This window comes from Paenibacillus anseongensis (genome assembly GCF_009757995.1).
GTDB lineage: Bacteria > Bacillota > Bacilli > Paenibacillales > NBRC-103111 > Paenibacillus_E > Paenibacillus_E chondroitinus.
On sequence record NZ_WSEM01000005.1, the window covers coordinates 127,625 to 150,527 of the forward strand.

Annotated in this window: 16 protein-coding genes; 14 read left to right on the plus strand and 2 right to left on the minus strand. The window is 46.6% G+C overall.

All coding sequences use genetic code 11. From position 1 onward, the window contains the following. The first annotated feature begins 106 nt into the window (after window positions 1–106). The 14 genes from GON05_RS05175 (at window position 107) to GON05_RS05235 (ending at window position 21,235) form a co-directional block, all read left to right on the plus strand. Complete coding sequence (locus GON05_RS05175) at window positions 107–3,922, plus strand: polysaccharide lyase family 8 super-sandwich domain-containing protein (protein WP_157318147.1); 3,816 nt, start codon at window positions 107–109, stop codon at window positions 3,920–3,922. Between the two features lie 20 nt (window positions 3,923–3,942). Continuing rightward, window positions 3,943–4,965, plus strand: coding sequence for an S-layer homology domain-containing protein (locus GON05_RS05180; RefSeq protein ID WP_157318148.1), 1,023 nt, complete (start codon window positions 3,943–3,945; stop codon window positions 4,963–4,965). A gap of 1,039 nt (window positions 4,966–6,004) precedes the next feature. Further along, a complete protein-coding gene (locus GON05_RS05185) occupies window positions 6,005–6,949 on the plus strand; it encodes a carbohydrate ABC transporter permease (protein ID WP_397370152.1) in 945 nt (314 codons plus the stop codon). Window positions 6,950–7,016: 67 nt separating this feature from the next. After that, window positions 7,017–7,808: a carbohydrate ABC transporter permease gene (locus tag GON05_RS05190; RefSeq protein WP_157318244.1), complete on the plus strand. Its 792-nt coding sequence runs from the start codon at window positions 7,017–7,019 to the stop codon at window positions 7,806–7,808. Window positions 7,809–7,930: 122 nt separating this feature from the next. After that, on the plus strand, window positions 7,931–9,304 hold the full coding sequence (locus GON05_RS05195; protein ID WP_157318149.1) for an ABC transporter substrate-binding protein: 1,374 nt from the start codon (window positions 7,931–7,933) through the stop codon (window positions 9,302–9,304). A gap of 145 nt (window positions 9,305–9,449) precedes the next feature. Then, a complete protein-coding gene (locus tag GON05_RS05200; RefSeq protein ID WP_181646425.1) occupies window positions 9,450–11,201 on the plus strand; it encodes a sensor histidine kinase in 1,752 nt (583 codons plus the stop codon). Continuing rightward, a complete protein-coding gene (locus tag GON05_RS05205) occupies window positions 11,195–12,760 on the plus strand; it encodes a response regulator transcription factor (RefSeq protein WP_157318151.1) in 1,566 nt (521 codons plus the stop codon). The genes GON05_RS05200 and GON05_RS05205 overlap by 7 nt, the downstream gene beginning before the upstream one ends. Before the next feature lie 206 nt (window positions 12,761–12,966). Then, window positions 12,967–15,189, plus strand: a complete 2,223-nt coding sequence (locus GON05_RS05210; RefSeq protein WP_157318152.1) for a helix-turn-helix domain-containing protein — start codon at window positions 12,967–12,969, stop codon at window positions 15,187–15,189. A gap of 10 nt (window positions 15,190–15,199) precedes the next feature. After that, a complete protein-coding gene (locus GON05_RS39635; RefSeq protein ID WP_258567604.1) occupies window positions 15,200–15,334 on the plus strand; it encodes a hypothetical protein in 135 nt (44 codons plus the stop codon). Between the two features lie 44 nt (window positions 15,335–15,378). Beyond that, window positions 15,379–16,305, plus strand: coding sequence for an ABC transporter permease (locus GON05_RS05215; protein ID WP_157318153.1), 927 nt, complete (start codon window positions 15,379–15,381; stop codon window positions 16,303–16,305). Window positions 16,306–16,342: 37 nt separating this feature from the next. Further along, a complete protein-coding gene (locus tag GON05_RS05220) occupies window positions 16,343–17,242 on the plus strand; it encodes a carbohydrate ABC transporter permease (RefSeq protein ID WP_157318154.1) in 900 nt (299 codons plus the stop codon). Window positions 17,243–17,278: 36 nt separating this feature from the next. Beyond that, complete coding sequence (locus GON05_RS05225; RefSeq protein WP_127449287.1) at window positions 17,279–18,973, plus strand: ABC transporter substrate-binding protein; 1,695 nt, start codon at window positions 17,279–17,281, stop codon at window positions 18,971–18,973. A 110-nt stretch (window positions 18,974–19,083) separates the two neighbouring features. Next, window positions 19,084–20,358, plus strand: a complete 1,275-nt coding sequence (locus tag GON05_RS05230) for an alpha-L-fucosidase (protein ID WP_157318155.1) — start codon at window positions 19,084–19,086, stop codon at window positions 20,356–20,358. 4 nt (window positions 20,359–20,362) lie between these two features. After that, window positions 20,363–21,235 carry a sugar phosphate isomerase/epimerase family protein gene (locus tag GON05_RS05235; RefSeq protein WP_157318156.1) on the plus strand — a complete coding sequence of 291 codons (873 nt, stop codon included), beginning with the start codon at window positions 20,363–20,365 and terminating at the stop codon, window positions 21,233–21,235. Between the two features lie 57 nt (window positions 21,236–21,292). Here GON05_RS05235 and GON05_RS05240 read toward each other — a convergent pair whose 3' ends face one another. After that, window positions 21,293–21,472 (minus strand): hypothetical protein, encoded by a 180-nt coding sequence (locus tag GON05_RS05240; protein WP_157318157.1) that lies wholly within the window; start codon window positions 21,470–21,472, stop codon window positions 21,293–21,295. A gap of 553 nt (window positions 21,473–22,025) precedes the next feature. Then, complete coding sequence (locus GON05_RS05245) at window positions 22,026–22,880, minus strand: helix-turn-helix domain-containing protein (protein ID WP_181646426.1); 855 nt, start codon at window positions 22,878–22,880, stop codon at window positions 22,026–22,028. Between the last annotated feature and the right edge of the window lie 23 nt (window positions 22,881–22,903).

Genomic DNA, 22,903 nt, shown 5'->3' on the forward strand with positions numbered 1-22,903 from the left:
AAATAGAAGGGGAGTCAGGGGAGTCAAGTGCTCCCCTCTTTTTTAGCTTTTCGCCAAGGTGATGTCTAGCTTAATTAACGGAAGGTGTCCGCCTAAGGAGGTACGAATGAAACATAGAATCCAATTTCACCTCATTCTTACGCTGCTCGTTCTCATTTATGTCATTCCATTTGCACCATATGCCGCAGCAGCATCCAATCCTGCAGACGAATTTGACGCGCTTCGTACTAGAATGTTTACCTATTTCACGGGTGGAAATGGTTATGATCCGAATGATCCGGATATTTCCGTGAACATCAAGTTCAAGAGCGATGCCGTAAGCAATGAGAATTTGACCGGCTACTGGGATACGATGAATAAGGCGGCGAACAGGAGCTACTTATGGGCTGATTTGCAAAGCACGACGAAATCAAGTGAAGTTTCCTCCCACTTTACGCGTTTAAATCAAATGGCCATTGCTTATTCGACGATTGGTTCACCTCTCTATCATAATGTAAATCTTAAAAATGATATCGTCAGCGGTTTGGATTGGGCTTATGCCAATCGTTATAAGGAATCCAAAAGCGAATACGACAATTGGTGGGACTGGGAAATCGGCACGCCTCAGCTCGTTAATAGCACGCTCGTGCTTATGTATGAGGATTTGACGCAGGCTCAAATTGATAATTACATGCGGGCTATTGACCGATTTGTGCCTAATCCCAGCAAACGAACCGCCAGCTCGGTCGTTGAAACAGGCGCCAACTTACTGGACAAAGCCTATGTGGTATCTCTTCGCGGCGTAATTGGCAAATCGAGCGCCAAAATTACCCAAGGCCGGGATTCTATGAGTCCGGCATTTCTATATGTGAAGAGCGGAGACGGTTTTTATGACGACGGATCGTTTATTCAGCATACATATGTAGCCTACACAGGCGGATATGGGGATGTGCTGCTCGGAAGAATGGCGGATCTCATGTACTTATTGAGCGGATCTTCTTGGAGCATTACAGACCCGAATGTGGCTAATGTGTACAGATGGGTCGATGAATCTTACAAGCCGCTAATTTATATGGGAGCCAGCATGGATAACCTGAAAGGACGGGGAATCTCACGGCAAAGCGGTAACGATCATACAACTGGCTGCTCCATTATCCTGAGTATGCTGCGTCTGGCAGAAGGGGCGCCGCCCGAACAAGCGCTGAAAATCAAGCGGATGGTCAAGGAATGGATCTCAACGGATACAACGTTCGCGAACTATTATACGGGTGCAAGTATGTTTGACATGATCCTGGGTAAAAAGCTGATGAGCGATGGTGCGATAACGCCTCAAGGCAAGCTGGTAGGACACTTCCAATTCCCCGGGATGGATCGTGTCGCTCAGCTTCGTGAACATTTTGGACTGGGCATCAGCATGTTCTCGCCTCGTATTTCCGCCTTTGAATATGGCAACGGTGAAAATATCAAGGGCTGGTTTACGGGTGTCGGCATGACGACCTTGTACAACAATGATTTGAAACAGTACAGCGACAATTACTGGGCTACTGTCAATATGTATCGTCTTCCTGGGACGACAACAGACGGTTCTGGAAGCGGCACACCGGTGGATTGGAAAAACTATGCGAACCCGAACACATGGGTGGGAGGATCTTCGGTCGACCAACTTCACGGTTCTGCGGGAATGCAGTTCTCTCTTACTCAAAATACGGGAAGTCCCTTGCAAGGGAAGAAATCATGGTTCATGTTCGGTGATCAAATCGTCGCCGTAGGTTCCGGCATTGCAAGTACAGACACGGCACGTACGGTTGAAACGATTGTTGAGAACCGGAAGTTAAAAGCAAGCGGCGATAATCCGCTACTTGTAGACGGCGTAACCAAAGCAAGCGGCCTTGGATGGTCGGAAACAATCAATAACGCGCATTGGGCGCATTTGTCCGGGAATGTGCCAGGCTCCGATATCGGTTATTATTTTCCAGGCACAGCATCCATAACTGGACTGCGAGAATCCAGATCTGGTACATGGAAACAGATTAACACAGGAGGAAACACGGATCTAGTGACGAATTCTTATCTTAGCCTGGCATTTCATCATGGCAAAGCACCCGCAAATGCGACTTACGCTTATGTCGTGCTGCCAGGCAAGGATGCAGCTGCAACGGCAAGCTATGCGGCTAATCCGGATATTCAAATTCTGGAGAATTCAGCCGACGCCCATGCAGTAATAGATTTAACTTTGCATGCGGTTGGGGCTAATTTCTGGAACGATGTAACGAAAACCGTTTATGCCAACAATGAACCACTGATCACAAGCGACAAGAAGGCATCAGTTACAATGCTGGAAGCGGATGGGGAAATTCACATCGGGATTTCCGATCCGACGAAAGCGAACACAGGAACGATTCAAGTGGAATTGAACCGCAGCGCAACAGGAGTCCTTTCCCTCGATCCTGGGATTACGGTTACCCAAGTCAGTCCGACGATTAAAATGAGCGTTCGAACCAACGGGGCTTTCGGCAAGACACTAGCAGCCAAGTTTAGTATGAAAGCGCCTTCTACGACCGAGACGCCCGTCTTGGTCCGTGCCGAAGGCGGCGCTTCGCAAGTTGTGTTGTCTTGGACGGGGGTACAAGGAGCAGCTGGTTACCGAGTGAAGTATGGCACTTCGCCAGGTGTCTACACCAAAACGCTCGATGTCACATCGGTTAGTTCCACGAATCAAGTTGCCGTAACTGGCTTGGAAACGGGGCGAACCTACTATTTTGCCGTGATGGCCTATCAGGCATCCGGTGAAAGCGGACTTTCAAATGAGCTATCCGCCACACCGGTTCCGATCGTTACGATCTTCCCTGAAGCGGATGTGTATGTCCGTGACGGCTCTTACGCCGGTACGAACTATGGGACGGCAGATAGTCTGGTCACCAAGCAGGATGCTGCAGGATACGCACGGCAATCGTACTTGCGATTCGATCTTGCTTCCATCTCAGGAGTCATAGAGAGCGCTAAGGTTACGCTTGTTCCGGTTGGAGTGAGTATGTCCGGCACAACGAATCAGGCGCAGCTTGTGGCGGATAATAGCTGGGGAGAAGCGGCCGTTAACTGGAACAATAAGCCTGCAGCAGGAGCGGCATTTGCGACTTGGACGCTGACATCGGCCTATACGCCGGCTCAATTTGATGTAACAAACCAAGTGAATGGAGCGCTTGCAGCGGACAAGAAAATGTCCCTGTTGATTGCCTCTACTTCGAATCAGGGAGCGAAAGGGGACGTAAGTTACGCTTCCAGGGAGCATGCCAATGCCGCGTATCGGCCTGTTCTTGAGGTCACGTTAATTACGCCTCCAGCAGCATTATCCACTGAGCTTTCAGGCGGCAGCACGGCAGCGAGTGGGGAAACATTTAAGGTCACAGTTGGGCTAAAGAACCTGGCGCAGCCGGCATTTGCGCAGGATGTCACTTTGAATTACGATGCGAATGCGATGGAATTCGTATCTGCCACCTCAATGATTGAGGGGGTTTCCATTTTGGAGCCGATTAGGCAATCAGCAGGTAAGCTTCGACTCTTTATTGTCAGTAAAGGCGCAGCTCATGCCATTAGCGAGGACGCGCAAGTTGTGGAGCTGACGTTCAGAGCCAAAGCAGTTACGGAAACTAAAACGGGGAATGTCGAGATTTCGAAGGCGGTTTTAGGCGATTCAGCAGGGGGCGAAGCGGAAGCGGCGGCTTCCAGCTATCGTGTAGCGATAGTGGCTCCAATCCCTGGCATTCCTGGTGATCTTACGAACGATAGGAAAGTGACGATTGGCGACTTGGCCATCGTAGCTGCCCACTACGGGAAAGATACAAACAGTCCGGATTGGGAAGAGGCTAAGAAAGCGGATGTGATTGGCGATGGTCATATCGATATTGACGACCTTGCCTTTGTAGCCGCAAAAATAATCCAGTAACTAGAAGAGGATGACGTATAATGAGGCGTAAAATCGTACTTGCTACTTTAGTCTGCAATCTTGGTTGTTCCTTGGCACTACTCGCTCCGGCTTATGCGGAGGATGCTTCCCAATTCGTGATGAAGACCTCGGATGCCGAGTCTACAGGCGAATTCACCGTTACGCTGCAGGGGGAAAATCTGCAGGATTTATATGCCTATGAAGCCAAATTCTCGTTTGATGCCAGTAAACTTGAAGTGGTCAAAGCAGATACCAAGATAGAAGGCTTCTCCGTTTCGCCAATAGTGAAGAATAACGAAGTGACATTTGCGCACACCAAAGTGGGGAAAGTGGATGGTGAGAAGGGGAATATAGACATCGGTACCATTACTTTCAAAGCCAAGAAGGTTGGAACCTCTCAAGTGACATGGACCTCTATGAAAATTGTAGATCACAATTTGAAAAATCAATCGATTGCGCTTACTAAATCTGCCGATTTCACCAAAATCTTCAGCGATCTTAACGGTCACTGGGCCAAGTCGGATATTATGTTGATGGTCGATAAACAGATTGTGGAAGGCATGGATGACGATCATTTCGCACCGGATACGAACGTCACACGAGCACAGTTTGCTACCTTACTTGCCAAAGCATTGAACCTGAAGGATGGCGCTGGAGTTAATCCTTTTACGGATGTCGCGGCAGGCTCCTGGTATGAGGACACCGTGAAGAAAGCTTATGCGGCAGGACTGATCAACGGTGTTGCTGACGATACGTTTGCCCCGGAGAAGAACATTACACGCGAAGAAATGACAGCCATGCTCATGAGGGCGAAAGCTCAGGTGACGGGGACGAAAGTCGAAGAGATGACGGCAGGCGCCTCGATCCAGTTCTTGGATGAGAACTTGGTCAGCGATTGGGCCAAACACGTTGTTGAGCTTGCTGTGGACGCTGGCTATATGAATGGCCGAACCGAGCAAGAATTTGCCCCGCAGGAGCATGCTACAAGGGCTGAATCCGTGGTTGTGCTGAAAAGGTTGTTAGCTGGAATAAACGTCAAATAGTTTATTGAATCGAAGAGATTGCTTTCTACCCGACCGTTCTGGTCAGGTGGTTGGCAATCTTTTTTATTTATAGATAAAAAAGTAAAAGTTTTTGCTTTTGCGTCGCTCTACCTTGACTCAACCTTTATTTAACTTTTTTGTTAAAATCTAAGTATGGAATCGAATCTACTCAAACAAGTATTTTTCGTTGTAAAGACGGCTGTGGAGCAAAGTTGAAGGGCTACGTTGCATGACATACAACGTAATGGTGTGGTCGGACCGCGATTGCGGTCTTTCGTTGCACATCATACAACCATTTGTTGCAAAAGGTGAATTGTAAGGGGTTTATATGCAACGATCGTTGTATAAAGTGCAATATAGAGGCGAAGTGAGGCCCCTTTACGGCCAAATGGTTGTGCAAAATACAACATAGCTGTCAATGTCGCTGCTATCTCTCCAGCGGTTCCTTCCTGAGGGGAACTACAAGGCACTATTTCATCGAAATAGGCTCCTCGTCACGTGGAGGGGAACTGACGTCCTCTATTTGTCCGTTTTCTTGAAGAAATCGGGGTTAGGCGGTCAAATAGGGCCCTGCTGTTCCGCTTGAACGCGGAAACGGGCATAATTTGTTAGAATAACGCCCTCTAGTTCCTCTAAGTGGCCAGCCAGCTTACCTTTCCTATGTAGATGCCCCCTCCGCCAAAATTCGCTCCTACTGGGCTCTTAACAAGCTAAACTACGGAGGGAAATTAACTCCTCCAATGATTCCTTTCTCCTCAACGAGGAACTACTAGGACTGAAATAGGCCCTTTTTAAAGCTCAACCTTTATTAATAGAAAGTATAAGTTTTTACTTTTGCATTGCCCTACCTTGACAAACGGATTCGTCCTAAAGGACAACGAAGTCGTTTATTGGCGGTGCTCAGCATCTTTTCTTGTCTGGAGCAAAAAGTAAAAATATTACACAAATCAGTAAAATATCAGATTCATAAGTGAAATTGAAAAGGCTTTATAGTAGATCTATACAATGATACCTATGTAGAGAGGTGAACCGTGTGTTGATCAATAATTCAGAAAGGGTTGCTTTACCTTCGGCTGCCTCAAGGCCCAAAAGAGCTTTCTGGAACCAACCGAGAAAAGAGGCGTTTGCGGGATGGTTATTTCTATCGCCAGTGTATGTATGCATACTGATTCTTGGCGTGTTTCCGGTCTTGTTCTCACTCTTTTTAAGCTTTTGCCAGTGGAACTTGGTTGGCGGACTTTCAAGTATTAAAGTCATTGGATTGGATAATTTTAAACTGCTATTCGAAGATGACAAGTTCTATATGGCTTTGAAAAACAACTTAACGTATACGGTAATTACAGTGCCGATCGGACTTGTTCTAGCATTAATTTTATCGGTCCTTATACATGCCAGAGTGTTTGGGCAAAGCTACTTTAAAATTGCTTTTTTCATCCCGTACATTTCTTCGATAACAGCTCTTGGCGCGATATGGAGCGCTTTGTATCATCCTTCCTTAGGCCCAATTAATCAGTTTTTGCTTCGCTTTGGGATCACCAACCCGCCGAAATGGTTAGCGGATACGCATTACTCATTAACATCGATTATGATTATCGCGATTTGGGCAGCGTTAGGCTATCAAATTATTATTTTTATTGCTGGTTTGACGAATATCCCGGATGAGCTTTATGAAGCAGCTAATATGGATGGCGCCTCTTCCTTCCAACAATTTTTCCGGATTACACTTCCCTTGCTGGCTCCGACAACTTCGTTCTTAACAATAACAACACTGATGTCATCCTTTAAGGTGTTTGATTTGATTGCATTCCTCACGGGAGGGGGGCCGAACGATTCATCCACCGTGCTTGTCTATCGCATTTATGAGGAAGGCTTCCAGAACTTCAGGATGGGGTACGCTTCAGCGATTTCATGGGTGTTGTTCCTCATTATTGGCATCGTGACTTTGCTTACTTATCGGCTGCAAAAGCATTCCGCTTACGAATAGCAGAAAGGAGAGAGCTAGCTTGTTATTGAAAAAGATAGATATACCCAAATGGATCACTACGCTGTTGATGGGATTATTTTCGTTCCTGTTCCTTCTGCCTTTGCTTTGGATGCTCTCGGCGGCTGCGAAGTATGAGAAGGATGTGATGGTATTCCCCATTCAGTGGATTCCATCCAAGTGGAACTTGATCAGCAACTTCCAGGAAGTTTGGCTGAGCAGTGTTCCGTTCACTTTGTTTTATTATAATTCGCTGAAGCTAGCGCTTACGATCACCTTTGCAACGCTGCTTTTCTCTTCCATGGCAGCATTTGCTTTTACCAAGCTCCAATTTCGTGGACGAAACATGGCTTTTGGGATTTTACTTTCTTTGATGATCATCCCTTCCGAATCTACGCTCGTGCCTCGCTATCTGCTGCTCAAGTGGCTTCACTTATATAACACGCATGCGGGATTAATGCTCATGGGGATGTTCTCGACGATCTATTTTACCTTCTTGCTGCGGCAGTTCATGGTTTCCATTCATAGTGAATATTTGGAAGCGGCGAAAATTGATGGAGCGGGATATGTTAGAATGTACGTGCAAATCATCCTGCCGTTGTCGAAACCGATCCTGGCAACGGTAGCCATCATTAAATTTATCTGGGTTTGGAACGATTATCAGAATCCGCTGATTTTCCTTATATCGAAGCAATTGTATCCAATTCCGCTGGGTTTACAGCTTTTCAAAAATGAATTTGCCGACAATTACGCCGTCCTGATGATGGCCTCTGTGGCTGCTATTTTACCTCTATTAATTATCTTTATCATCCTGCAAAAGCAAGTGATTAAAGGCATCGCACTTGGTGGGGTAAAAGGTTGATTACGGCCGATAGGAAGTAAAGATATGACACAAAGAGCGCAAAATATTATACCGTCTTGGGGAAATAATCCGTGTAAAATTCTGGATATCAACAAAAAAATTGAACTATTGGGGGACGTCATATGAAAAAAAAGATGGCCATATTGCTGAGCAGCGCCTTATTGACGATGTCAATTTTGAGTGCATGCAGTTCGGGTTCAAATCAAGGAAATACAGGATCAGCAGCTGTAACAACAAGCGCAGCGCCTGCGGCAACACAATCGGATGCGAAGCCGGTGAATCTTAAGTTTTACACGTGGGATAATGAAACGAATCAAGTTGCCCGCCAAAAGATGATTGATGCATTTCAAGCCAAATATCCGAACATTAAGGTGCAGAATATTTCTTTAGTTCCCGGGAATTCCGTAGAAAGCATGAAGAAAATGGATGTATTGATGTCTTCCGGAGAAGAAGTGGATGTCCTTGAGTACGGAAACATTGATGAAACGTTGGCGAGAGCGGCTGCGGGCGTCCTTGCCCCCCTGGATGAATTTTATGCCAAAGGGAATGTAAAACCGGAAGAGGAGTACTACATTAATCCGAAAGTAAATGGGAAATATTACGCAACGATGCTCACATCAAGTCCTTATTTTGTGCTGATTAATGAGGATGCCTTGAAGGAAGCCAATCTATCGCTGCCATCTTTCGATTGGACCTGGGACGATTTCCGGGAATATGCCAAAAAACTTTCGAAAGGCGAAGGCAACGATAAACGGTACGGCGCTTATTTCCACACGTGGGGCGAGTATACGAATCTAATTGCTTATTCCGATCTCAAGAGCCCTTATCTGACAAGCGATCTCAAGCCTGGTTTCAATGATCCGTCGTTTGCTTATTTCTTCAATCTGCGTCGTGCCATGGAGAAAGATGATAAATCCGTCAAACCTTTAGCTGATGTTGTTGGAGCGAAGTTAAGTTATATCACGGAATATTTGAACGGCAAAGCGGCTATGCTGGCAACAGCGCCATTCATGCTTGATAATGTTATGAACAAAGAGAAGTATCCGCATACGTTCAAATCGGTCATTGCCCCGCTGCCTCGCGCCTCCAAAACCGGCGAACAAGGTATTACCAACATCGGAGGATCTTACGTCTCAGTTGCATCCAATTCGAAGCACAAGCAAGAAGCTTACGATTTCATTCGCTATATGACGACGGAGCAAGAAGCAAGACTCGAATTGTCCGGGTACAAAAAGGCTGATCCCAAAGCGATTGTAGATCGGCTGTATGGCAAAGCGGCGGATATTATCGACGTAACGTCGCTGCAAACAACCATTTTTGATAAGCGCATAAAAACGAATTTCGATCCTGCGATCTCCGTTTCATACGGTAACCAGTTGAAGGCTGTATTGGAAAAAGGATTTAGCAAATTCATGCTGGATAATACGACAGCCGAGGAAGCGCAAAAGTGGATGATGGATGAATCGGATAAAATCGCCAAACAAAATGCGAAATAGGCAATAGGGTCCTCATGGACACACGGGTAGAGGGCGTAATTACGTCCTCTATGTTTTCGTTCATAGGGAAACAGTCGTTATGCTATGATAGGGGTAGTTGAATGTTAGTTACATGCTTAGCATCCAGAAGGCAGAAGGAGTTCCTATGAGAATAAACTCACTATTTCGATTTTCCTTTTATCGACGCATTCAAATCTCATTTCTCTGTTTTATTTTACTGCCGACTGTCGTTGCCTCGTTTCTCAATTATTCGATTACGCATAACAATGTGAAGGAGAAAATCTTTCTCAGCAATCAAACGGTGCTTACCGTCATTGCCAAGGATATATCCAAAACAATTGATGATATGACCTATGCCTCGAACTTTTTTGTTCAGGATGAAAATGTGAAAAAACAGCTGCGCAATTTCATGGCGATGAAGCGCATTGAGAGTTTCCATGATTTTGAAACTTATTTGCAAATCAAAGATTTTTTCAGCCTGGTGGATGTCAAAACGATGAATCCGGATATTCTGATGTACGTGTCCAATCAAGCTGGATTTATCGTACAGTCCAGTGAGATCCAGGGAGCGGACCCGGAAATGACGAGGCAGCAGTACGAAATCGTCAAATCGCGAGTGGATCAGTCAAAGCCGAATATTCTACAATGGCTCGGAACTGTACCAACACAGGGGACAAACGCATTATCCAACAAGGCCTATTTGCTTGCAAGGGTCATCAAATCTCCAAGTGATACGCAACAGTTAGGTACTTTGTTTATCTCCATACCGGAGCGTTATTTTATGAAAGCGTTCACTCAACTAAACACTTCGAAACTGGCCTTGTTTGATGCTGAAGGCAAATTGATTGCGGGTGATCCGATCGTCTCTTATGGCATGGATGCTACCGCGAAAAATAGTATTAGAAATGAAAGTTTGATTCAATACTCAGGCTGGAAGCTCATCAGTGAGACGCCGGACGCGCAAGTGACCGGTCAAATTACAAAGACATTTTTCATTACGCTGCTGCTGATCATCCCTTTTTTTCTGATCTTTTTTGTCGTCTCGATGTACGTAGCGAAGCGGCTTCATCGGCCCATCCGGCAGCTTCAAGCAGGGGTTAAGCAATTCGGCAATGGCAATCGCCGGATTCGGTTTGAACAAGACGGCAAAGATGAAATTTCGGACTTGGGCCGAACCTTGAATATTATGCTGGAACAAATCAACCAGTTGATTGTGGAAAATGAACAGGAGCAAGAGCAGAAACGTGAATTAGAGCTTCAAGCGCTTTATTCGCAGATCCGTCCACATTTCCTGATGAATACGCTGAATTCCATAAAGTGCAATTTGGCTCTGGATAATGAGATGGTCCATAGTCAAAAAATTAATTCATTAATGAGCTTATTAAGGGCATATATGAAGTTCAATGAACCTTCTAGTCTAGGTAATGAGTGTAAATTGCTGTTTCATTATGTGGACATTATGCAAATGCGCAGTGATCTGGTGGTTCAGTTGGATATTGAGCTTCCTCCGCTGCTTGCAAATTTAGGTTTCCCGAAACTGCTGCTTCAACCCATTGTGGAAAATGCCTTTGTACATGGCTTTAAGAAAGCCGTTGATCAACCACGAATTGTCATACGAGCTAAGCAAAACGACCATCGCGTGGAGATTTCTATCTCCGACAACGGATTAGGAGTGAGTGCGGAGAAAATAGACCTGCTCAATGCCGAACTGCAAAGCTCACAGGATACAGAAGCCTGGCAAACGGATAAGCGAGTAGGGTTGTGGAATGTTTTTCAACGTCTGAAGATGACTTATGGCAGCGCCTCAACCATGATTTGCTCACAGAGCGAACTCGGCGGCTTGACCGTTACACTCGGATTTAAAGAGAAATTACCTACAGGGGGATCTAAATGTTGAATGTTATGTTGGTAGATGATGATGTGCCGATGATCAAATATTTAACGAAGTTGATTTCTTGGGAATCGTTGGGGCTGCGGCTTGCTGCGACGGCAAATTCTGGCGAAGATGCCATGCAGATTTTCCATGAAACGCAGCTCGATTTGGTAATTACGGATATTGGGATGCCGCAAATGGATGGCTTGGAGCTGGTCGCTCAGCTGAAAACGCTGAAGCCTGAGCTTCAGGTCGTATTTTTGACCTGTCATGAAGAATTTCATTATGCCAGAAAAGCCGTGCAGCTAGATGCTGTTGATTATTTAATTAAAGATGAATTAACCTCCGAGCAGCTCGATGAGAGCTTGCGCAAAGCGATCCAGCTGCTGACTGAGGCCAAAAATCAAGTAGAGGACATCGTGTATAAGCAGGATTTGATCAAAAATAAAGATTTGCTCAAGCAGACGTACTTTCAGCAGCTTCTTACAACGTCCTCTGCCCCGGAGATGCTCAGTTATGGGAAACGGTTAGGCATTAACTGGGGGCATTCACACTTTCTTATGGCGATTGGTTCCTTTCATAGAGCTTCGGTCTATAAGCAGTATAGATTTGAAGATATGAATTTGCTGCTGTACGCAGCCGGGAACATAGCGAATGAGTTGTCGCTGCAATCGCAGCAGCAGGTTACTTTATTTTCCGATGCGGACGGTCAATTGATATGTATTTATAATTATCAGCCGAACTTGAGCTTGAATACGACTACCCTGTTTAAGGATTATTTATTGTCTTTACGCGAACTGATTAAACAGTATTTGAAGATGGATGTGTTCCTTCATTACGGAACTCCTTTTAAAGGAGTGGAAGGGATAAGCGCGAATTACAAGACGATGAAGATGTGGCAGAAGTCCTCGTTTTATGAGGATGATACGTTTGGAGCGATCAAGTTGCTGGAAGTCCCCTTGTGGAATGTCAATCATTCGTTGGAAGAACAATGGGATCGGATTACGGAGGCGGTCAAAGACGCCACTACGAATGGGATTACCCAATCCCTGTGCGCTTTGGAAACTTTCGTTCGTGAAGAGCGAATGGAGTCGGGGATGTTCCTTGCAGCGTGCTCGCATCGCATTCGGCTGATTGAATTGGATGCTAAGCATAAAAACGAAGAAACGTTCCATAGCTGCTTATTGAGGTGCAAGCGGTTAAAAGAAAGCCTTGAATTAATCAGCTGCAAATTGGAAGAGCTGCATGCGGCCTCGATGCATATGGCGATAGATAAAAAGCCGAAGCTTCAGCAAATCGACCGGTATATAACGGATCATTTGGCAGAAAATATTTCGATGGTGGATATCGCCTATTATTTGTTTCTGAATCCAAGCTATTTTTCGCGGTATTTCAAGCAGGAAACCGGTGTGAATTTCGTTGATTACTACCATCAATTCAAAATGAAAATTGCCTGCGGCTTGTTAAAGGAAAAACAATACAACATTGAAATGATAGCGCTGAAGTTAGGCTATATGGAACGGACGTATTTTTCAAGAATATTTAAAAAGTATGTAGGGGTTAGCCCTAAGCATTATAAATAGCCTCGGCTGGCGGGACTCGAAACTTCTTAGGAATGATAAGGGAACGCTGAGGCACTATTTCAAGGGAAATAGTTTACACAGAGTGGACGATTCCAGTTGTAAGCGTGTACACTGGTAGATAGACGCAAAAAAGGCAAAGGCATCCAAACGAACGGAACTCCGCTTTGCTCACCGTCGACATTTCGTTTGAACAATGGAGGCTGAACATGAGGAAAACGCTATTTAATCGGCTGCTGTTATCTTATATGCCGATTTTTATTATCGTGGTCACGTTTACGTTTTTCGTGTTTTTTCAGGTGCTGAGTGAACAAAGCCGCAAAGAGGCGCTGAATGCCAACAAAATGTTGTCCTTGCAGGCGATGCGCTTAATCGACACATCGCTGAAGGCGATTGACAACATGGTGATGATGGAAACAATTAACAATAAAGAATTGGCTGATTTTTTCAATAATGAATCCAAAAGTAATGTGTTCACCAATATTAGCGCGGTCAAAAAAATGCGCGAGATGATCGCCTCGTACCCTATGATTGATTCGATCTATTTGGTGCGGTTTGAAGACAATTTTGTGCTCAGTAATGCGACAAGCGATCAGCTAAGCAATTACAAGGATGAGCCGTTTATTCAGAGTGCCAAGGACCCGTTAGGCAGCAAAAAATGGTCAGGGGTAAGAGACTTCGAGCAGTTTTCTGTGAAAGGCAGCAAGCCTGTAGTCAGTCTGGTGCGGGGAGCACCATTCATCACAGGCGAGAAGGGAATGATCGTCGTCAATGTGGCGACGGATTCGTTGCGGACCAGCATTGCGGACTTGTATGATCCCAAAACAAGTTATATCGGTCTTCGCGACGCCGTGGGCAACGAGTTGTTTCGTGATTCCCGCTCAAATGAACAAACAAGGATTTTCTCGAATTATGTGTCCAGTTATACGGGATGGTCCTATCAAAGCGGGCTTGTGAACGGTAAGGTGTTTCATGTGATTTCCTCCCTCTACAACGTTTGGTTTATTATCGGAATCGCGATGATTGTGGTTGGATTTGTGTGGCTCCTTTATGTGACAAGACGCAATTCGAAGCCGTTGGAGCAAATCGTGGCGCGTATTCGCGGGTACCGTCTCCCCTTGTCCAAGGAAGGGGGAGATGAATTCTCGTTCATCGAATCCGCTTTGTCCAATATCATTGAACAATCCAATCAGTATCAACAAAAACATGAAGAAGACAGGCATCTCCGGGCGAGATACTTGTTTCATCAGCTCATTGAAGGCGACACGGGGCTAACGCATGAGGAATGGGTGGAAGAAATAAGCAGTTTGCAGCTTCCCTACGTTTCCAACCGCCAAGTGGTGCTGGTGATCGAAATGGATAAATACAGCGATTTCTGCTGTCAGTACTCACGCAAGGATCAAAACCTTCTCAAATTTGCGCTGCGCAGCGTTATTCAGGAGCTTGCTCCGAAATATGAGCTCGTGCTTTGGGCCGAGTGGACGTCCGCTTCTCAGCTGAGCGTTATGGTGTTTATGGGGAACGAGGAGGAAGCCGGCGTTTCCTCGATCCTTCAGCTTTTTGATCATGTGCGTGAGTGGGCTCAAGAGAACTTGAAGTTTACGGTAACGGTGGGGATCGGTGAGCAGGTCGTACAGCTTGCGAGCGTTGCGAATTCGTATAAAGAAGCGCTAAGAGCGCTTAAATATAAAATTGCGCTTGGCGAAAATAGGCTGATCACAAGCGAACATATCGCCAATCACGGGCAGGCCGAAGTATTTTCACATCTCAATGCCATGCGATCTATGATTCAGTCGTTCAGACTTCTTGAAGATGAATGGAAGACGAAATATGACGAGCTATTTGGCGAAATGAAGCTTGGGTTATTAACCAAAGATGAAATTACAAATCTGATGAACTATTTAATTTATTATTTGGGCCGGGAAATGGCGGGGATGACCAAGGAGTCTCAAGAAATGTGGATGCGGGAAGGTCTTCCGGGGCTTAGCAAAGTTATGGATGACTGCCATTCCCTTGAACAAATGCGGGAAGAATCCCTGAACATATTGGACAGTCTATACGCCGGTCTGCTGGAAGCGCAGGACAGGCGGCTGCATGCAGCAACGATTCGCGACATGCGGAAGTTTATCGAAGAAGAATATGCCAATCCGAATATGTCGCTGGATTACCTCAGTTCAACCTTCAACATTAGCAGCAAATATGTGAGCAAGCTGTTTAAAGAAGAGACGGGACAGAAGTTCGTCGACTTCCTGATCGATATCCGCATCCAGGCAGCGCAGCGACTGCTCGCGGAATCGAATGCTCCGATGCAAGAAGTTGCGGAGCAGATCGGTTATACAAGCGCAATCTCTTTCAGTCGTGTGTTTAAGAAAGTGATGGGCTGTTCGCCTAGCGAATACCGCGAGGATGCGGTGCGCAAAGAGACCGGGTGAATTTCGTTAAGTGGTAGAAAATAGTTTGCTTGGCTGCAGCAGCTCCGGAGAACCTCCGGGGCTGCGCGTTTTTTCAGACGATGCGAAAACGGTTAAGGGCACGATTCTTGTTTCTTGCAGCTGGCTGCAATCGCCTTTACGATGAAGGTGTGAAAGCGCATTCCATCCAGACGAAAGGAGAAGGAGCCTATGTTAAGCATGCAGAAGGAATTAGGAATGTCCATGAAAAAGATGAAGCGTCACTGGCAGTTATATCTGGTTGTCTTTTTACCGCTGCTGTATTTGATCATTTTCAAGTACATTCCTATGGCTGGCGTCGTCATTGCTTTCAAAGACTACAACGTCATCAAAGGTATTTGGGGCAGCCCGTGGGTGGGCCTGAAATACTTCGAACAGTTTTTCGAATCGCCGAATTTCTGGCTATATTTGAAGAACACGCTGGGCATCAGTATGTACGGTTTGCTTGTTGGCTTTCCAGCTCCGATCCTATTGGCGCTCGCTTTGAATGAAATCCGTAACGGTTTCTTCAAAAGCAGCGTGCAAATGATTACCTACGCGCCTTACTTTATTTCGACGGTCATCATGGTGTCGATCCTCATAGTCACCTTGTCGCCAAACGTCGGTATTATCAGCAAGTTCCTGCATACGCTCGGTGTGGAAAATACCAATCTCATGGGAATTCCGAGTTTGTTCAAATCGATCTACGTTTGGTCGGACGTTTGGCAGCATACGGGTTATGGCGCCATCATTTACATTGCGGCTTTGTCAGGTGTGAACCCTGAGCTTTATGAATCGGCCAAGGTAGATGGCGCATCCCGAATACAGAAAATCATAAACATCGACATTCCGAGTTTGATTCCGGTTTCCGTCATCCTGCTAATCCTCAATCTAGGCAACATCATGAAGCTTGGCTTCGAAAAAATATATTTGATGCAAAATCCGCTCAACGTGAGCACATCGGAAGTCATTTCGACCTATGTGTACAAAGTGGGGCTGCTCAGTTCCAGCTTCAGCTTCTCGGCGGCGATTGGTTTTTTCAACTCGGTTGTTAATTTGATTCTTCTTGTAGGGGTCAATTACATTGCCAAAAAGTTGTCCAGTTCAAGCTTGTGGTAACCGCTGGCCCCTTAGTCCGTAGTAAGGAGGATCTTCTATGATCAAAACGTCAAGCATTCGCGAATCGCAAGGCGACCGATTGTTTCTGCTCAGTATTTATATCTTTCTGATCGCGGTGTTAATTGTCGTCCTGTTTCCGCTCATTTTCATCGTCAGTTCATCGTTCAGTTCACCGCAAGCCGTTGTCTCCGGCAAAGTGTGGCTGCTTCCTGTGGATGTTACGCTGGAGGGCTACAAAGCGGTGTTCCGTAATCCGCAAATCGTAACCGGTTACATGAATTCGTTTATTTATGCCGTGGTTGGTACGGTCGTCAACGTCGCATTAACCGTCATGCTGGCCTATCCCATCGCCAGAAAAACGTTCTATGGCCGCAATGTCATCATGGTGCTGCTTGTGATTACGATGATGTTCGAGGGAGGATTAATCCCATTCTATCTCGTAGTCAAAAATCTGCATCTGCTCGATACCCGGTGGGCGATGATTTTGCCTGGCGCCATGGCAGTGTTTCAAGTCATTATCGCTCGCACCTTTTTTCAAACATCGATTCCTGATGAAATTGCCGAAGCGGCGGAATTGGACGGCTGCAGCGATATCCGATTCATTACGAGTATCGTACTTCCACTTTCCAAGCCGATTCTGGCTGTACTGACATTAATGTATGCGGTTGGCCATTGGAACGCTTACTTCGATGCCTTGATTTTCCTGAAATCACCGAATTTGTTTCCGCTGCAGATCGTTCTGCGCAACATTCTTATTCTTAATACGATAGATCCGACTATGGTGTCCAAGGTTGATCAGATGCTGGCCCAGCAAGGTCTGAAGGACCTGCTTAAGTACTCGCTTATCGTTGTGGCAAGCGCACCGGTTCTCATTATTTATCCGTTTGTGCAGAAGCATTTTGTTAAAGGTGTCATGATTGGTTCATTAAAAGGTTGAAGGAATAGGATTGTTAAATTGGGAGGAGCTGTTACGATGAAAAAATGGCATCAATCATACACAGGTTTGGTGGGGGTTGCACTTTGTTTCTCTCTCGTCTTGAGCGCCTGCAGCACAGAGTCCGGCACACCAGCGGGAGACGCCTCTACAGGCAGCGCGCCAACCGCAAGCGAAGATTTTACCCCTGTTGGGCAATATCCGATCGTGAAGAAGCCCATGACGATTAAAATGTTCGCCCCGCAGCTGGCCAGCATCGAAAACATGGAGACGAACTCTTTTACCAAATATCTGCAGGATAAAACGAACATTCAAATTAAATGGGACCTCGTGCCTGACAAAGCGTTAAATGACCGCAAACAGTTAATGCTCGCAAGCGGTGATTACCCTGAAGTGATTTTGCAAGGAGCTTTAACGAAAGATGAGCAGATGAAGTACGGCAAACAAGGCGTATTTATTCCGCTGAACGATTTGATTGATACCTATGCACCTAACTTCAAGAAAGCAATGGCTGATCTGCCCTACTTGAAAAGTTCGATCACATCGCCGGACGGCAACATTTATGCCCTTCCGCAAGTGAATGAGTGCTATCACTGCAACTATGCTCAAAAGCTGTGGATTAACCAGGCCTGGCTGGATAAGCTCGGACTGAAAATGCCAACGACAACAGACGAATTTTATGAAGTATTGAAGGCATTTAAGGAAAAAGATCCGAACGGCAATGGGAAAAAAGATGAAATCCCGCTGACCGGTTCAGATGATATGTGGGCAGGCAACATCGCGTCCTTCCTGATGAACGCCTTTATTATCGACGATCAGATCGATAAAGACAGCGGCACTTTCCTGCAGTTAAAGGATGGCAAGGTGGATTTAACTGCCAATAAGCCCGAATGGAAGCAAGGTTTGTTGTACCTGAACAAGTTGTACAAGGAAGGCTTGATTGATCCAGCATCCTTTACACAAAACTCCGATGCGATTCAGCAGTTGGGTAACCGCCAAGACGCGAACGTGCTGGGCGGTATAACGACCGCGTTGATCAGTTACGCGCACTCGCCGGATGAGAAGCACCCGCGCCACAAGGATTATGTTACCGTTCCTCCGCTCAAAGGGCCTAACGGTGTGCAGCAGGCCGGCTATTTTGCAGGGATTGGCAGTTCGCAAATGGCGATTACGAATAAAGCAACCAAAGAGCAGCAAATTGCTGCGATCCGCTTAGCCGACTATTTGTACACGGAAGAAGCGATTGTTCTGGAAGAGCGCGGCACGGAAAACGTTGGATGGCGCAAGGCGAAGGACGGCGAGCTGGATATGAACGGCAAGCAGGCGAAATATGCGGTTATTCCTAAGGTCGACAACAAACCTACGCATAATGATGGGTGGGAACAAATTGGGCCGTCACTCCGTACGTTCCAATATCGCGATTCCTGGGCAGCACTGCAAGATCCGCTTGCAGAAGGGGCGTATGAAGTGCGTTTGAAACGTGAATCAGCGAAATATGAACCTTTTCAATCGAAAGTGATGTATCCACCCAGCGTGTTTATCGCATTGGAAGATGCTGAAGTTGCGGCACAGTTGAAAACAACCATTCGTGATTACATCAAGTCGAACATGGCGCAGTTTATTACGGGCAGCAAAGACATTGAGAAGGAATGGGACAGTTATGTAAAAGGCTTTGACGGCTTGCAACTTGGTAAATATATAGAAATTTATCAGAAAGCTGTTGCCAAAAAGTAACATCCGAGAGAGCTTGCACCCTCCTCTGGAAAAAAAGCAGAACAGTTGTACAGTTTTAATGTAGAAGATTATGAGCGATTATACCAAGGGAATGAGAAAGGTCGGATGATATGAATCTTGTTCAGAAGTTAACCCCCACAGCCAGACAATTAGCTTATCAGAACTGGGAATTTGGCTTGTTTCTTCATTTTGGGCTGCGCACGTTCTATGAAGGTTACGTTGATTTCGATGAAAGGCGGATGGATCCGGCTGCATTCAACCCCGCTCATCTGGATTGTGAGCAGTGGATTCGAACGGCCAAAGAGGCGGGAATGAATTACGCCGTTCTAACAGCGAAACATCATGATGGATTTTCCAACTGGCCTTCGCGGTTTAGCCAATTTAGTGTGGCCGCTTCTCCGTGGAAGGAAGGGAAAGGGGATGTCATTCGCGAATTTGTTGAGGCATGCCGTAAATATGATGTGAAACCGGGGCTGTACTATTCGCCGTTTGATGGCTCTGCCGATTTTTACACCCAGGATGCGAAAGCTTATGATGATTATTTCGTCAACCAAATTACCGAACTGCTTAGCGAGTATGGTGACATTGACATCCTGTGGTTTGACGGTTGCGGCTCTGAAGGGCATTCGTATGATTGGAATCGCATCATTAGTGAAATTCGGCGCTTGCAACCACAGATTTTAATTTTTAATATGGGGGATCCCGATTTTCGCTGGGTAGGCAACGAGGACGGTATTGCCCCGGTGCCCTGCTGGAATGTCGTAGATGCAACAGAGTTTTCCATTTTGACGGAGAAAAAGGAGCAGTTAGGCGATCGTTTGTGGCTGCCTGCGGAATGCGATGTTCAGATGCGGGGGAATTGGTTTTATAGCGACAGCGATGAACATACCCTGAAAAGTGTGGAAGAACTCATGAGCATTTATTTGCATTCGGTTGGCAGAGGCGCAAACTTGCTTCTCAATATCGGGCCGGATCGAAACGGTTTGCTTCCTGAGAAGGACGTGGAAAGGCTGCTTGATTTCGGTGCGGAAATTCGCAGACATGTAGGGAGTCCATTTGCAACGCTGGCGCAATGCGATAGAAGGGACCACCATACGTGGGTTTACGAGACGGAGCAAGCACAAATGCTTGATCTTGTTGTCTTGGAAGAGGATTTGACAGAAGGCGAACAGGTAAGAAGCTTTAAAATTAGCATCATCACGCAAAAGTCGAGACGACCTGTCACGATTTATGAGGGACAACATATCGGCCACAAAGCTATCGTTCGCGTCCCCGCCATCAAAGTCCGTGGGGTTCTGGTTGAGATCACGGAGAGTGATCAAGAAGCCACCCTTTTAGGACTAAGTTTTCATCATGTGGGCAATGGAAATGAAAACGGGAGGTAAGCAGATGAAAATCGGATTAAGTTCGTATAGTTTGCTGCAAGCGTTGAAATCAGAGAAAATGACCATTCTGGATGCGGTTGATTGGGTGAAGGCTAATGGGGGCGAACATTTGGAGCTTGTTCCTTACGGCTATACGCTGGTCGATAATCTGGAACTCGCAGATCAGCTTAGAAATAAAGCGAAAGAGGTCGGCATCGACCTATCCAACTATTCTATTCCAGCTAATTTCGTGCAGGAATCGGAGGCGGAATTCGAAGCGGAGATGGATCGCGTCAAGCAGCATGTTGATCTTGTGCATCGCTTAGGCATTCGGCATATGCGCCATGATGTTACCGCTTTCACTTTGCCTCCTGAGAAAATGACAATCCAATACTTTGAAGACAGCTTACCGCTTATTGTTCGCGGCAGTCAAATCATCGCTGACTATGCGGCCGAATATGGCATTACGACGACGATTGAAAATCACGGCTTTTCCGTGCAAGCCAGCGATCGCGTACAGCGAGTGCTGCTCGAAGTCAACCGCCCCAATTTCAAAACAACATTGGATGTAGGCAATTTTATGTGCGTTGATGAAGCACCGTTGGTCGGTGTGCGCAAGAATTTGCCATATGCGTCCTTAATACATTTTAAGGATTTTTACTTCAGACCATACTTCCAGGACCCGGGAGAAGGCAATTGGTTCCGGACGTCGAACGGGAATTATTTAAGGGGCGCGATCGTCGGCCAAGGAGATATCGAGATCCGGGAGGTCGTCAAGCTGATCAAAAGCTCAGGCTACGACGGCTATGTAACGGTGGAATTCGAAGGCATGGAAGATTGCGAGTTGGGGTCCCGGCTCGGCATGAACAATTTGAGAAGATTGTGGAATGAAAATTAATTTGAAGTTAAAAGGCTGCCAGACTGCTTGCTACAAGCGGTTTGGTAGCTGTTTTTTTTACTGCGACCCCGGAGGCCCGAGCGCCGTAACCCCGTAACCCTGGAACCGTGGAACCCCGTAACCCCGTAACCCCGTAACCCCGTAACCCCGTAACCCGTAACCCGTAAGCCGTAAGCCGTAAGCCGTAAGCCGTAAGCCGTAAGCCGTAACCCGAAAACCCGAAAACCCGAAACCCAAAACCCAGTAACCACGGTACCTTGAACCCCCCCCCCGCCGCCCGAACGTCGCCCCCGAACCATTAAGCATGTTTTACGGACGCTAACTTCTACATATAGCGCATTCCGCCTACGTTACCGTTGAGAACCAACATCTCAGCTAGAACTAACCGGTGCTGCTCCCCCTCATATGGGAACTACAGGGCGTTATTTCACCGAAAAACGGCGTCTGAGGCGGCGAAGGGAACTGGGGTCCGCTATTTTGCCATTTTTAGAAGAAATGGCGCTCTTTTAGCTGAAATAAGATCCTGTAGTTCCCCTACTACTCACGAACCTCCTATTTCACCAAAATAGCGTCCATTGGTTCCCTTGAATAGTAATCAGCACAGCCGAACAGCTTGTCACGCGACCCAGACCAACTCGGTAGCATCGTCAGCCCAGTCAGCCCCATCAAGATGCTAACACATCAAGACTGACACCCTCGCTAATCTCACCAATTCCGCGAACACTTCCACTATAGTGCTGAAAACCAGCGTATCAGTCTCCGCTATCCCTTCGGCTGGCATCTCTTCGTATTAACTCCGCTTGCGGTAGTGATTGGGCGCGAGGCCGCCATATTTTTTAAACAAACGGGAGAAGTAGCTTTCGTCCGGATAGCCGAGGGCGTCGGCGATTTCTTTAATTGGCAGGTCGGTGCTGAGCAGGAGTCGTTTCGTCTCCTCCATTTTCAAGCGGTGAATGTAATCGTGCAGGGGGTAGCCAGTATGCTGGCTGACCAATCGGCGCAGCGTGGACACGGCCATATGATGTCGATTGGCTAGCTGTTCCGCGTTAAGCGGGGTATACAAGCTCGTCGCGATATCTTGCAGCACATCCACTGCCTTGGAAGTGGCCGCGTGGCACTGCGGGAGTTTGGATCTGGCCATCCAATTGAATAGCAGCGCCTCAAGCTGAAGGGCAGCTTGATCGATCTGTGTAGGAGATCCGCTCTCAAGAAGCAGGAACATGGCATCGAGCTGCGCGATCCAAGCTTCTTCAAAACCGACGCGCTTCACGATGTCGATCTGCACGAGCCAACTGCCAAGCCATTCCTGAATACGGCTGCCTTCAAATCGCACATAATATTCGTCCCAATGTCCCCCCTCCTCCGGGCCGAAATCGACTACACATCCAGGAAAGACAAAGAACAGGCACCCTTTCTCGACTTGCTGTAACGGTCCCTGATTCAAGCGGTAAAAGCCGCTGCCGCCGGCGATATATAGAAATGCCCAACTATCGAAGGCGGCGTGGCTGCGCTGCAGCGTTCGCCCCGGTAAGTGTCCCATTCCCTTTATTGTGAGAGAGGGGATGCTGAGCTTGGACGATTCGATTTTGAGATCCACGATACGAATTGGCTGCGGACTGATCATATAGTCCAAGAAGCGTGTCATGGGTGTCATTCCTTTCTGTTAGA